This window comes from Streptomyces flaveus, from assembly GCF_014647675.1.
Taxonomy (GTDB): Bacteria; Actinomycetota; Actinomycetes; order Streptomycetales; family Streptomycetaceae; genus Streptomyces; species Streptomyces flaveus.
Window position 1 is genome coordinate 85089 of record NZ_BMPQ01000022.1, and the last position, 12534, is coordinate 97622.

General features: G+C 69.4%; 12 protein-coding genes. 4 read left to right on the plus strand and 8 right to left on the minus strand.

The annotated features are described in order from the left end of the window. Positions 1-4 precede the first annotated feature (4 nt). The 5 genes from IEZ21_RS32810 to IEZ21_RS32830 all read right to left on the minus strand — a co-directional run bounded on the left by IEZ21_RS32810 (position 5) and on the right by IEZ21_RS32830 (position 6219). On the minus strand, positions 5-985 hold the full coding sequence (locus tag IEZ21_RS32810; protein ID WP_189325455.1) for an alpha-ketoacid dehydrogenase subunit beta: 981 nt from the start codon (positions 983-985) through the stop codon (positions 5-7). Beyond that, on the minus strand, positions 973-1968 hold the full coding sequence (locus tag IEZ21_RS32815) for a thiamine pyrophosphate-dependent dehydrogenase E1 component subunit alpha (protein ID WP_189325456.1): 996 nt from the start codon (positions 1966-1968) through the stop codon (positions 973-975). The genes IEZ21_RS32810 and IEZ21_RS32815 overlap by 13 nt, the downstream gene beginning before the upstream one ends. Then, the gene (locus tag IEZ21_RS32820; RefSeq protein ID WP_189325457.1) at positions 1965-3302 is read right to left on the minus strand and encodes a M24 family metallopeptidase; all 1338 of its coding nucleotides are present in this window, start codon (positions 3300-3302) and stop codon (positions 1965-1967) included. The genes IEZ21_RS32815 and IEZ21_RS32820 overlap by 4 nt, the downstream gene beginning before the upstream one ends. Before the next feature lie 54 nt (positions 3303-3356). Next, entirely contained in the window at positions 3357-4025 is a 669-nt protein-coding gene (locus tag IEZ21_RS32825; RefSeq protein ID WP_189325458.1) for a helix-turn-helix domain-containing protein, read from the minus strand. Positions 4026-4137: 112 nt separating this feature from the next. Continuing rightward, a complete protein-coding gene (locus IEZ21_RS32830; protein WP_189325459.1) occupies positions 4138-6219 on the minus strand; it encodes a pectinesterase family protein in 2082 nt (693 codons plus the stop codon). 194 nt (positions 6220-6413) lie between these two features. Between IEZ21_RS32830 and IEZ21_RS32835 the strand changes: the two genes are divergently transcribed. Beyond that, positions 6414-7121, plus strand: a complete 708-nt coding sequence (locus tag IEZ21_RS32835) for an AAA family ATPase (protein WP_189325460.1) — start codon at positions 6414-6416, stop codon at positions 7119-7121. Here IEZ21_RS32835 and IEZ21_RS32840 read toward each other — a convergent pair. Continuing rightward, positions 7101-7877 (minus strand): alpha/beta fold hydrolase, encoded by a 777-nt coding sequence (locus IEZ21_RS32840; RefSeq protein ID WP_189325461.1) that lies wholly within the window; start codon positions 7875-7877, stop codon positions 7101-7103. The two genes, IEZ21_RS32835 and IEZ21_RS32840, sit on opposite strands and share 21 nt — an antisense overlap. A 190-nt stretch (positions 7878-8067) precedes the next feature. On the opposite strand from IEZ21_RS32840, the gene IEZ21_RS32845 reads away from it, so the two are divergent. From IEZ21_RS32845 to IEZ21_RS32855, 3 genes are read left to right on the plus strand one after another with little or no spacing between them, the layout of a single operon-like run. Beyond that, on the plus strand, positions 8068-8796 hold the full coding sequence (locus tag IEZ21_RS32845) for a helix-turn-helix transcriptional regulator (RefSeq protein WP_189325462.1): 729 nt from the start codon (positions 8068-8070) through the stop codon (positions 8794-8796). After that, complete coding sequence (locus IEZ21_RS32850; protein ID WP_189325463.1) at positions 8793-9767, plus strand: threo-3-hydroxy-L-aspartate ammonia-lyase; 975 nt, start codon at positions 8793-8795, stop codon at positions 9765-9767. Before IEZ21_RS32845 ends, IEZ21_RS32850 begins: the two co-directional genes overlap by 4 nt. Positions 9768-9821: 54 nt before the next feature. Then, on the plus strand, positions 9822-10349 hold the full coding sequence (locus IEZ21_RS32855) for an NUDIX hydrolase family protein (protein WP_189325517.1): 528 nt from the start codon (positions 9822-9824) through the stop codon (positions 10347-10349). 52 nt (positions 10350-10401) lie between these two features. Here IEZ21_RS32855 and IEZ21_RS32860 read toward each other — a convergent pair whose 3' ends face one another. Together IEZ21_RS32860 and IEZ21_RS32865 are read right to left on the minus strand one after the other, a co-directional pair. Continuing rightward, positions 10402-11151, minus strand: coding sequence for an ABC transporter ATP-binding protein (locus tag IEZ21_RS32860; protein WP_189325464.1), 750 nt, complete (start codon positions 11149-11151; stop codon positions 10402-10404). A gap of 49 nt (positions 11152-11200) precedes the next feature. Further along, the gene (locus tag IEZ21_RS32865) at positions 11201-12445 is read right to left on the minus strand and encodes an ABC transporter substrate-binding protein (protein ID WP_189325465.1); all 1245 of its coding nucleotides are present in this window, start codon (positions 12443-12445) and stop codon (positions 11201-11203) included. Between the last annotated feature and the right edge of the window lie 89 nt (positions 12446-12534).

Consider the following 12534-nt stretch of genomic DNA (forward strand, 5'->3'; position numbering starts at 1 on the left):
GTGTTCAGTACGCGGCGAGCCGCCGGACCGCCGTCACGACCTTGTCGACGGTGGGGATGACCTGCTCTTCGAGCGCGTCCGCGAAGGGCAGCGGCACGCACTCGGCCGCGACCCGGCGTACGGGCGCGTCGAGGAGGCCGAATCCCTCGTCGGCGACGACCGATACGAGGGTGCCGCCCCATCCGCCCTGGTAGGGGTTCTCCTCGACGGTCACGAGCCGCGAGGTCTTCGCGAGGGAACCGAGCACCGTGCGCGTGTCCAGCGGTACCAGGCAGCGCAGGTCGATCACCTCGGCGTCGATGTCCTCCTCGGCCAGCCGTTCGGCGGCCGTCAGCGCCACGGGCACCATCGAGGCTAGGGCGACGAGCGTGACGTCGGCGCCTTCGCGGACGACGGCGGCCTGTCCCAGCTCGACGAGGTGGTCCGGTGGCGCGGGCGGCCCCTTGGTCGCGAACAGTCCCTTGTGCTCGAAGAAGACCACCGGGTCGTCGCTGCGGATCGCGGCGGCCATCATGCCGATCACGTCGGCGGGCGTGGCGGGTGCCGCGATCTTCAGTCCGGGGACGGTGAACGCCCAGTTCTCGGTGGCCTGGGAGTGCTGGGCGCCGAAGCCGAGACCGCCGCCGTTGGCCGTGCGGACGACGAGCGGCACGGTGACCTGACCGCCCGTCATGTACCGGACCTTGGGTATCTCGTTGGCGAGGTAGTCCCAGCAACAGGCCAGGAAGTCGGAGAACATGATCTCCGCGACGGGCCGCATCCCGGTCATCGCGGCGCCCATCGCCGCCCCGACGATGGCCTGTTCGGAGATCGGCGTGTCCCACACCCGCTCGGATCCGAACTCCTTGTGCAGCCCGACGGTCGTCTTGAACACCCCGCCCGCCGCACCGATGTCCTCCCCCAGGCAGACGACCGCGGGATCGCGCCGCATCTCGCGTGCGATGCCCTCGGCGACCGCCTCACGGTAGGTGATCACGTCCGCCACGCCGCACCTCCGTCGGCCCATACGTCGGTCAGCGCCTCCCGCGGATCGGCCGCGGGCGCCTGCTTCGCGGCATCGACTGCCTGCTGTACGAGGCCGGTTGCGCGAGCGTCGGCTTCGGTGACCGCTTCCTCGGGCACACCCAGTTCGGCGAGCCGCCCGCGGGCGAGGTCCAGCGGGTCGTGCTTCAGCCAGCGCTCGACCTCCTCGGCCGGCCGGTAGGTGGCCGGGTCGGTGCGGCTGTGGCCGAAGTGCCGGTAGGTCTGTGCCTCCAGCAGGCTGGGCCCGTCTCCCGCACGGGCCCGGTCCGCCAGCCGTCCCACCGCCTCCTGGACGAGGACCACGTCGTTGCCGTCGACGATCTCGCCGGGGATGCCGTACGCGGGCGCACGGTCCGCCGCGGGGTTCGCCACCGCGGTGACGTCGGCGATCGGCGTGTACTCCATGTAGAGGTTGTTCTCGCAGATGAAGAGCACGGGCAGTTTCCATACGGCGGCCAGGTTCAGCGCCTCGTGGAAGGCGCCGATGTTGGTCGCGCCGTCGCCGAAGAAGGCCACGGCGATCTGTCCGGTGCCGCGCAGCCGGGCCGACCAGGCGGCGCCGACCGCCATGGGCAGATGGGCGCCGACGATGGCGTACGAGCCGAGCATGTTGTGCGACGCCTTGGTGAGGTGCATCGAGCCGCCCTTGGCCTTGCACAGGCCGGTGGCGCGGCTCATCAGTTCGGCGAGGCATTCCTCGGGGGTGGCGCCGCGGGCCAGTGCGTGGTGGTGGCCGCGGTAGGTCGCGAACACGTAGTCGTCGTCGCGGAGGGCCGCGCTCGCGCCGACCGCGATCGCCTCGTGGCCGGAGGCGAGGTGGGTGGTGCCCTTGACGAGGCCGGCCAGGAACAGGTCGTGGGCGGCCTTCTCGGTACGCCGGATCACGGCCATCTGTTCGTAGAGCGCGAGGAGTTGACCCGCATTCGTCGAGACCGCGCCGGTCATGACTCACCCCTGCCCTCGGGGGTGTTGAGGTGCGACTGGGCCTCACGCCGGGTGTTGAGCGCGCCGCCGACCGTCCAGTACTTGCGGCCCGCCACGAGCAGTTCCTCCGCAGGGAACTTGGTGATCACCTCGCAGCCGTCGGCGGTGACGACGACCTCCTCCTCGATCCGCGCCGCCGACCAGCCGTCGGCGGCGGGCCAGTACGTCTCCAGCGCGAACACCATGCCCTCTTCGAGGACTTCGGGATGGTCGAGGGAGACGAGGCGGCTGAAGATGGGCTTCTCCCAGATGGACAGGCCCACTCCGTGCCCGTACTGGAGCGCGAATGCGGCCGTCTCGTCGGGGAAGCCGAACTCCTCGGCGCGCGGCCAGACCTGGACGATGTCGGCGGTGGTGGCGCCCGGCCGGACCAGGGCGATGGCCTCGTCCATGTAGGCGCGGCAGCGGACGTACGCGTCGCGCTGTGCGGCGGAGGCGCTGCCGACGGCGAACGTGCGGTAGTAGCAGGTGCGGTAGCCGAGGTGGCTGTGCAGGATGTCGAAGAAGGCGGGGTCGCCGGGGCGGATCAGGCGGTCGCTGTAGACGTGCGGGTGGGGTGAACAGCGCTCTCCCGAGATGGCGTTGACGCCTTCGACGTACTCGCTGCCGAGGTCGTAGAGGACCTTGCTGACGAGTCCGACGCATTCGTTCTCGCGCACGCCGGGGCGCAGATAGCCGTACAGCTCCTCGTACGCCGCGTCGACCATCGAGCAGGCCTGGGTGAGCAGGGAGATCTCGTCGCCGGTCTTGATGCGGCGGGCCTCCAGGAAGACCTGCTGGCCGTCGACGACGTCGATGCCCTCCTCCTTGAGGGCGTGCAGTACGGGCATCTCGGCCAGGTCGACGCCCAACGGCTCGCCCGCCAGGCCGTGTTCGCGCAGGATCTGGGCGATCTTGGCGGCGACGTCCTCGGCGATCCCGGCGTCCGGGTGGAAGGCGCCCCTGAGGGTGGAGATGCCGGCGCGGGCGCCGGTGGGCGGGCCGCCCTTGCCGTCGCTGTAGTCCAGCCAGGGGTTGTAGAGCTGGTGGTGGCGGGCGGCGGAGCCGAAGTCCCAGACGACCGGTTCGCCGCCGCGGACGAGCAGCGCGAAACGGATCAGCTTGTCCATCGCCCAGGTGCCGATGTGAGTGGACGACATGTAGCGGATGTTGGAGAAGTCGAAGCTGAGTAGTGCGCCCAGCTCGGAACGGTTCAGCGCGGCGTTCAGCCGGGCGAGCCGCTCCTTGCGCAGCCTGTCCAGGTCGACGCGCTCTTCCCAGTCGACGGCGTTGGGGCCGAAAGTGCGGATCGCCATGGCGAACCTCCCCTTCGAGTGAACGACCGTCCGACGAGGGTGTCAAGGCAAGTGTCAAGGCATACTGAACACGAACCAGACGCCGATGGCCGGCTCGTCCCCGTCGTTGCGATAGCGGTGGGGTGTCGTCGACTCGAAGGACACCGCGTCGCCCGGGCGGAGCGTGTACTCCTCGAAGCCGAGGGTGAGCACCAGCTCGCCGGAGGTCAGGTAGCCGTACTCCGTGCCCGGGTGCCGCATCAGTCCGCCCGTACTGGAGGAGGCACCGCCGGGGCAGTAGGTCACCAGCAGGAAGTCGACGTCCGCGCCCGGAACATGACCGAGACGCTCCCATACGACGCCCGAGTCGAGCTCAAGCACCTCCCGCTCCTCGGCCCTGACCAGCGGCCCGATCCGGTGGCCCGGGTCGGCGGCGAAGGCGGCGAGCGCGTGCAGGACGGTGCCGGGCGGACCGGCGACGGGCGAGGCGGGAGCCGGCACCGGCGCGGTCTCCTCCCCGTCGAAGCCGTCATAGCCGTCGAAGAGCGACTCGACGGGGACGGAGAGCGCGGTGGTGATCGCGTACAGCGTGCTGACCGACGGCTGGCTCTTCCCGGTCTCGATCTGCGAGATCAGGCTCGCGGACACGCCGATCTCCCGCGCCAGACCGCGCAGACTCATGCCCCGCGCGGTGCGCGCCTGCCGGATGCGCGCACCGACTGGCGGCACGACCACTGGGGACACGGACGGCTCCTCTCACGGGCATCGTTCGTTCCCACTGAACAGTTCCTGAGTTCCTATTGAACAGCGGGATCGAGCCGAGCGGAGGGCCTGGCCGGAAACTGTCGGACCTGTCCTACGAGGCGCTCGGCTTCCAGTCGCCCAGCCAGTCACCGATCTCCTGGTCGGCGGCCTGGGCATCGGTCAGCTGGGGCCGGTCGCCACTCGCGGAACCGGCGCCGGGGCCGGTGTTCTTGTACTCGGCGAACCGGTCGTCCTTCCACGAGAAGCCGCTCATGTCGGTCCACGGAGCGGACTTGATCGCACTGCTCAGGGACGTGTTACGGACCGTGGTCTGCGGGTCGAGAGCGGCGTCACCGCCCGCGTGCCAGGGGCGGCCCAGGTGGAAGCTGGAGGCGGACACATCGCCGTTGACGGTGCTGTTGGCGATCAGGATGCCCTTGCGGCCCGCGGCCGTGCTGGGCGCCGTGACGTACCCCGCCGAGTCGCCGTTCCACCGCTTCTTCAGCGTGATCACCGACTTGTTGATCACCGCGCTGGCCCGGCCGAAGATGAAGTCGACGTTCCCGACGATGTAGGAGTTGTTGACGTAGACCCGGCCGAGCTTGTCCTTGGACTGCGTGTCCAGCAGCAGCGTGTCCTGGTCGCCGGTGACGATGATGCTGTCGAGTACGACCTTGTCGGCGGCGGTGCGCAGGGCGACGGCCTGGTGTCCGTTCAGGCTCTGGTTCTTCGCCTCGTCGAAGTCGTTGTCGATGGTGAGGTTACGGGCCTGGAAGTCATCGGCCTCGACGGCGACGGTCGCGCTGCCGCTGGTGCCGTAGTTTCCCGAACCGTCAGGCTTCGGCGTTCCCGAGGCGTTGTTGAAGACGATCACGGTGTCCTTGCGGCTGGCTCCCGTGCCCTGGAAGGTCACATGCGGCTTGTCGCGTGGGACCTTGACCAGCTCGCGGTAGGTGCCGGGCTTGATGGAGATGACGGCCCGTGAAGTGTTGTTCGCCGGTACGGCGTTGACGGCGGCCTGGACACTCGTGAACTGCCCGCTGCCGTCCTTGGCGACGGTGAGCGTGGTGTCGGCGGCGCTCGCCTTCGTACTCGTACCCGCACTCGCCGTCGTACCGATCGAAGTCCGCGGCCCCGCACCGGACTTGAGCAGCGCCGGGACGTCGGCCGCCTTGTCGAGGGTGTACTTGTAGAAATTCTTCGGGTCGAAGGCCGTGCCACCGCTCTCGTTACGGCCGCTGGTGCCGTTGAAGACGTTGCCGCGCTGGACCACCGCCGCGGTGCTGTCCTTGGTGACGGGGTTCTTGAGCCCCTCGAAGACGCTGTTCTCCAGCACCATCTTCGTCTTGCCGCGCGCGTAGTTGCCGTAGGACGTGGTGATGTCCGTGTTCGGCATGTCCTGCAGGTAGTTGTTGTAGAGGTGCGCGTGGGCCACGTTGTCGGTGGACGGGTTGCGCTGCTCGGTCTCGCGGAACCAGTTGTGGTGGATCGTGAGGTCGGCCGTGGTGTTCTCGGTCCAGCCGATGCCGAAGGTCTTGTTGTTGTCGCTCAGCTTGTTCCAGGACACCGTCACGTTGGTGGTGTCCTTGCGGCTGTCGATCAGGCCGTCGGCCATGTGCCGCAGGTCGTTGTGGTCGATCCAGACGTGGTGCGCGCCGTCCATCTGGATGGCGTCGAAGTCGTGGTCCTTGTCGTTCCACTCACCGGCGTACGAGTCCCGGATCGTCAGGTTGCGGATGATGACGTTGTGCACGCCCTGACCCAGGAAGAAGCCGCCGCCGACGATCTGCCCGGAGGTGCCCGAGCCGACGATCGTCTTGTCCGAGGCGACCTTGATCTCCTTGCCCTTGGGGTCCATGTTGATCGTGCCGGCCACGACAATGACGTACGGCTCCGGGGCCGTCGCGTACTTCTCCAGATCGGCCAGGGTTTTCACGGTGACGGTCTTGCCGTCACGGCCGCCATAAGTGCCGTTCTGCCCCTGCGAGTTGACCGACGCGAAGCCGTCGGCGACGTCATCGGCCCACGCCGGGGGCGCGGTCGCCGCCGAGGCGCTGCGCTGCGCGTCCTCGCCGAACACACCCAGATCCGTGCCGTACGCCATGCCCGCCGCCGCGGCCACCGCCACCGGGATGCCGATCGACAGACCGGCCTTGCGCCTGCGGTGCCGCGCCCTCTGCTGCTTCGCTTCCATATTTCCTCAACCGCCCTGGTGACATGAAGTAGTGCATTGCCGCAAGGCAGTTGCCGCTCCGAGCCAAAGGGTTGCCGCGTTTCCTGCCGCGAAATTTTCGACGCATCCGACGGCTACCTGACGGGCTGACCCTGGCCGTGGCCGGCCCCCTCGTCGTCCCACGCGGCGTCGGCGCCCCATGAGAAACTCGGCCTGTGATCGTCGAACGCGCGTACGCACACGTGTCCACGTACGAGGAAGACAAATGGCCCTGGTCCGTGCCCTGCGTTCGTCGGCTTCTGGCGGACGGGCTGCGGTTCACCGCTCCGGTGACTTTCCTGGTCGGGGAGAACGGTTCGGGCAAGTCGACACTGGTCGAGGCCCTCGCTGAGGGCTTCGGGCTGGACTCCTGGGGCGGCTCGCACGACTGGAAGTATGCGAGCCCTCGCAGCAAGTCGGTGCTGGGTGAACGGATCCGCTTCGACTCGGCGCCGGGCGGGCGGCGCATGCTGGGCAGCTGGTCCGCCCGCAAGGGGTTCTTCCTGCGCGCCGAGACGGCGATGGACGCACTGCACCGGGAAGGGTTCGCCCCGGATTCCGTCAGTCACGGCGAGGGCTTTCTGGCGGCGTTCCGGGGGAAGTTCCTCCAGCCCGGACTGTATGTGATGGACGAGCCGGAGGCGGCGCTGTCGTTCTCGTCCTGCCTCGAACTGCTCGGCCATATCGACCAGTTGACGCAGAAGGGCGGCCAGGTCGTCTGCGCCACCCACTCTCCGCTGCTGACGGCGCTGCCCGGTGCGGACATCGTCGAGGTCGGCGAGCACGGCATGCAGCGGGTGGAGTGGCGCGAACTCGCCCTGGTCGACCACTGGCGCCGCTATCTCGCCGACCCGCAGGCCTATCTACGGCATGTCCTCGACTGACCGGCCGTCAGCCGCCTCCACCCAGAACCGTTCCAACACGGCAGCCGCGGTGCCGGGATCCTCCAACATCCACCAATGTCCCACTCCTTCGAGCCGCTCGGTGCGGGCGCCGAGGCGGGCGGCCATCTCATCGGAGGCCGCAGCGTCGTCGAAGGGGTCGAGCAGTGCCTGGAGCACCAGCCCCGGTGCGGAGGCAGGCCCGGCGAGCTGCGCAGCCGCGTGGGCGTACGGGTTGGGCGTCGCCGAGCGGTAGAGGGCCAGGATGCACGCGGCCATGGTCGCGTCGAACCTTCCGCCCAACGCCTCGGCGTCCTCGACGGGCACACCGGCCCCCGTGAGCTGCGCCGCGGGGCTCTCAGGGCTTCCCGGAGCGGCCTCGACCGAGGCCTTCGCCCACTGCTCCCCCGCTCCCGGCGTCTGCCAGAGCTGCGCGAACTCGTGCCAGACGTAGTCCGGGTGCAGGATGCCGGCCACGTCCGTGGCCCAACTTCGCACCGGTACGGAGGAGTTCGTGGCCACCCGCGCCACAAGCAGCGCGCCCCAGTCATGCCCGACCAGATCGAGCGGTCCGTCGACCTCCCGGAGCGCCCGCTCCAGCCACTGGGTGTACTCGTCCATGGTCGCGCCGAATCCGTCAGGGGTCGGCACGCCAAACCCGGGCAGGTCCAAGGCGATCGAGTCGGTCGAGAGGCAAGCACGGAGCCGGTCCCACAACTGACCGGTCTCGGGCACACCATGAACGAACACTGCGGTCATTTCGCCACCTTCCCCCGGCCCACCGTCCCGTACGGGGACCTCGACGAAACACCGTACGTCCCTGCATGCGGTCGCCACCGGCATACGTGGGGACGGCCGGATGAGCACCGTACAGAACTCCATCCTAGACGTGTAGTCTAAGAACTGGACCAATAATCCAGACCCAATCATCCAAACCCCGGAGCATGCGATGCCGACCGACACCGACGAGCAGGATGCGATCATCGCCGCGCTCACCCCCGTCATCGACGGCATCGCAGCGACATTCGGCTCGTTCTGCGAGGTGGTCGTGCACGACTTCCGGCGGCCGGAGAAGTCCGTGGTCGCCATCGCGGGCTCGGTCACCGGGCGCGGGGTCGGTGGGTCGATGAGTGAGATCGGGATGGGCATCCTCGCCCGCGGTGACGAGGCGAGCGACGAGCTGAACTACCTCACCCGCACCCGGACGGGGAAGATCGTCAAGTCGTCGACGATGGTCCTGCGCGACTCCACCGGCACGGTGTTCGGCGCCCTGTGCGTCAATCTCGACATCACCGCCGTCAACCAGGCCCACGCCCTGATCGGCGAGATCGCGGGAGTCGCCACCGGACCGGCCGACGTGCCGACCACGACGTTCGGCAACGACATCGGTTCCGTGGTGGACGCCATCGTCGACAGCCATCAGCTGCGGCAGAACAAGACCTGGTCCGAGCTCGACCGCGCCCAGCGTCTCGAGTTGTTCCGCAGCCTGGACGAACGCGGTGTCTTCGCCGTACGCCGCGCGGTCGAGCAGGTCGCCGCCCGGCTCGGCATCTCCCGCGCCTCCGCCTACAACTACCTGTCCGACGCCAGGGCGACATCCCGCACACCACCGAGCGACGCGTCCACGACGGACGGCACCGAGCCCGGCGCCACACCCCCCGAAGGAGCCCAGCCATGACGCACACTCCCCCGGTCACCCTCGACGACGTCCGCGACGCCGCCGCACAGATCAAGGGCGTGGCCCACCGCACCCCCGTACTGCGTTCCCGCACCCTGGACACCCTCGTCGGCGCACAGGTCTTCCTGAAGTGCGAGAACTTCCAGCGCATCGGCGCGTTCAAGTTCCGCGGCGCCTACAACACCGCCTCCCGCCTGTCGCCGGAGCAACTGGCCAAGGGCATCGCCGCCTACTCCTCCGGCAACCACGCCCAGGCCGTCGCCCTCGCCGCACGGGAGCTGGGCACCACCGCGGTGATCCTCATGCCCGAGGACACGCCGCAGTCGAAGATGGACGCCACCGCGGGTTACGGCGCGGAGATCGTCACGTACGACCGCTACACCGGTAACCGTGAGGCCATCGGCGAGGCCCTCGCCGCCGATCGCGGGCTTGCGCTCATCCCGCCGTACGAGCATCCGCAGGTGATCGCCGGACAGGGCACCGCGGCCCTCGAACTGATCGAGGAGACCGGGGAGTTGGACGCCCTGGTCACACCGGTGGGCGGGGGCGGGCTGATGGCGGGCAGTGCCACCGCGGCCAAGGGCCTGCACAGCGGGATCCGGATGATCGGCATCGAGCCGGAGGCCGGGGACGACACCAAGCGTTCCCTCGAGGCCGGCCGGCGCGTCTCCATCCCGGTGCCGCGCACGATCGCCGACGGGCAGGCGGCGGACATCCCCGGCGAGCTGACGTTCTCCGTCAACCAGCGCCTGGTCGACGACATCTTCCTGGTCACCGACGACGAGATCCGCGACGCGATGCGGTTCGCCTTCGAGCGGCTGAAGATCATCGTGGAGCCCAGCGGCGCCACCGGCCTGGCCGCCCTGCTGGCCGGTCGCGTCGAGCGGCTCCCGTCCCGCGTCGGCGTGATCATCTCCGGCGGCAACATCGACGTGAGGCGCTTCGCCGAGCTGTGCGGGAGCGGAAGCTGAGGCGTGCGGGAGCGCAAGCCGAGTGGCGGAAAGTATGATCAGCGAATGTCTGACATGACCGAAACCACGCCCGGCTGGCTGAGTCCCGACGAGCTCGAGTACGCGCGCGCCCACATGCCGATCCTGTACGTCGAGGCCGTACCCGTGAGAGTCGACGACAGCGGCGAGGTCACCAGCATCGGGCTCCTGCTGCGCATCGGGCCGGACGGAACGGTCAGCCGTACCCTCGTCTCCGGCCGCGTACTGCACCACGAACGCGTCCGGGACGCCCTCCTGCGCCACCTGGAGAAGGACCTCGGCCCGATGGCACTGCCCCAGGTGCCGGCCTCCCTCCAGCCCTTCACCGTCGCCGAGTACTTCCCGACGCAGGGGTTCACACCGTTCCACGACCCCCGCCAGCACGCGGTCGCCCTCGCCTACATCGTCCCGGTGACCGGCGACTGCCGCCCTCGCCAGGACGCTCTGGACCTGGTCTGGTTCAGCCCGCAGGAAGCCTCGGAGGCACTGGTCCTGAGCGAGATGCCGGGCGGGCAGGGAGTCCTCCTCAGGCAGGCCCTCGCACACGTCGGCTGCCTGTCCTGAAGGAGACGGCCTGTCCTGAAGGAGATGGAACGCCTGAAGGATCCCGTGACGCTCACATGGACGCCGCGGTCCCCGGCCGGGCGAGGTACGAGGACTCGACGGCGTCCAGGTTCTCGCGCAGCTCTCGCGGGGTGCCGGTCATCTCGATGCGGCCCCGGCGCAGCACGTACACCCGGTCCGCGATGTCCAGCACCTTGCGTACGTGCTGCTCGACCAGCAGCGCCCCAAGGCCCCGGTCGGCGGCTTCGCGCACCGCGCGCAGCAGCCGCTCAACCACCAACGGGGCGAGCCCGAGCGACAGTTCGTCGGCGAGGAGCAGCCGGGGCGACCGGCACAGGGCGCGCGCCAGCGAGAGCATCTGCTGCTCGCCGCCGGAGAGCATGCCCGCGCCGGTCCTGAGCCGTTTCTCGAGTTCGGGGAACAGCTCCAGGGCGCGGGCCGTCTCCACCCGGCCGACCCGCAGGTTCTCGGCCACGTCGAGCCGGGTGAAGACCGCGCGCTCACCGACGTACGCGAGGCCCTGCCGGGCCCGGCGGTGCAGCGGCGCCCGGCCCGCACCGCCCAGCCAGCGCACCTCGCCGCTCATCGGCGCCAGATCGCCCGCCAGCACCCGCAGCGTCGTCGTCTTGCCCGCACCGTTGGGGCCGAGCAGCGCGACGACCTCGCCGGGGCGCACCTCGATGTCGAGGTCGCGTACGACGGGCTGGGTGCCGTACCCGGCGGACAGTCCGCGGGTCGCGATCAAGGGCTCCGCGGACGCTTCGGCTGCGGAGCCGGGGCGGTCGGGTGCGCTGGTGGACACAGGACTTCTCCTTCCGTAGTTGCCGCTTCTGCGGACTGACCGACCTTGTTCAGCCGGCCGACGCGGTCAGCGCCTTCCGTACGTCGACGAAGTCAGAGCCGGACTCGGCCCACTCGATCTTGCCGTCTTTCAGCACCAGTTCGGTCGCGGTGGTGTTGTGGATGCGGTTCATGCCCTTCATGGGCAGAGCGGTCGCGGACGTCCAGGTCAGCGGCGGGGTCAGGCCACCGGTGTCGATGCCCTTCGCGGTGTTGAGCTCGTTCACCAGGGCCTTGGAGGTGATCTCCGGCAGCTTCCCGGCGGCCTCGCTGAAGACCTTGAACGCCACCCAGGTCGTCGCGTTGGCCCCGTTGGAGAGGTCGACGTCCTTGCCGTCGAGGGCCGCCACGGCGTCCTTCCAGGCGGGGTCGGAGACCGGCGGGTAGTAGCCGGTGACGGCGGAGCCGTCCAGCGGGCTGCCGCTGCCGCCGGTGGTCTCGGCCAGCTCGGGGGTGAGGTTGCCGACGACGCTGCCGAGCTCGGTCTTGGCGCCGGACTGCAGATACGCCTTCACGAACAGGTCCGAGTGCGTGCCCAGGATGACGCTCACGCAGTCGCTGCCCCTGGTCGCCTCGGCCACCTGCGGGGCGAGGTCGGTGGCGGTGACCGGCACCTTCAGGTCCTTGGGCGGCTTCCCTCCGGCGGAGACCACGCCGAGGCCGAGGAACTGCGTGACGATCGCGGCGGCGGCGACGTCGTAGCGCACACCGGAGATCTTCTTGCAGCCCGCCTCCACCAGCTGACGGCCGTGCGCGGCGAAGACCACGGGGGTGCCGCCGTTGACCGGGAAGGACAGCGGGTTGGAGAACTCCGCGGCCGACACTCCGGTCCCGCCGATGTAGGGGATGCCGGCCTTCTCCAGGATCGGCATGTAGCGATCCCCGGCGAGGCTGTACGAGCCGACCACCGCGACCACCTTTTCGCTGACCGCCTGCTGGGCGCAGTTCTCGGCCTCGTCGGGGTCGTTCTTCTCGTTGCAGGTGATGACCTTGAGCGGGCCGCCCTTGATGCCGCCGTTCGCGTTGATCCACTTCTCGTACGCCTGGGCCGTGACCCGGACGCCGGGCTGCGCGCTGCCCTGGGTGTTCTCCGGTGCCCAGACCATCACCTTGACCGGTGTGCCGGTCAGCGAGGACGCGGCCGCGCTGCCCGCGGGCTCCTCCTCCTCGCCGCCCCCGCAGCCCGCGATGAGCAGGGCTCCGGTCATCGCGAGACAGCTCGCTGCGGTACTTCTGCGCCGGCGTGAGTCGTTCATGGTTCCTCCGCGAAAGCTCGCGCCCCGGACGGGCGACGGTGAAGAGGGGACCAGCATGGGGCGCGGCCTTTCGTTAGAGAAGTACTCTT

Excerpts from the sequence above, each read along its gene's own strand:
- IEZ21_RS32830 (WP_189325459.1), bottom strand. The coding sequence starts at position 6,219 with ATGGAAGCGAAGCAGCAGAGGGCGCGGCACCGCAGGCGCAAGGCCGGT.
- IEZ21_RS32820 (WP_189325457.1), bottom strand. The coding sequence starts at position 3,302 with ATGGCGATCCGCACTTTCGGCCCCAACGCCGTCGACTGGGAAGAGCGC.
- IEZ21_RS32840 (WP_189325461.1), bottom strand. The coding sequence starts at position 7,877 with ATGACCGCAGTGTTCGTTCATGGTGTGCCCGAGACCGGTCAGTTGTGG.
- IEZ21_RS32855 (WP_189325517.1), top strand. The coding sequence starts at position 9,822 with ATGACCGAAACCACGCCCGGCTGGCTGAGTCCCGACGAGCTCGAGTAC.
- IEZ21_RS32865 (WP_189325465.1), bottom strand. The coding sequence starts at position 12,445 with ATGAACGACTCACGCCGGCGCAGAAGTACCGCAGCGAGCTGTCTCGCG.
- IEZ21_RS32850 (WP_189325463.1), top strand. The coding sequence starts at position 8,793 with ATGACGCACACTCCCCCGGTCACCCTCGACGACGTCCGCGACGCCGCC.
- IEZ21_RS32815 (WP_189325456.1), bottom strand. The coding sequence starts at position 1,968 with ATGACCGGCGCGGTCTCGACGAATGCGGGTCAACTCCTCGCGCTCTAC.
- IEZ21_RS32845 (WP_189325462.1), top strand. The coding sequence starts at position 8,068 with ATGCCGACCGACACCGACGAGCAGGATGCGATCATCGCCGCGCTCACC.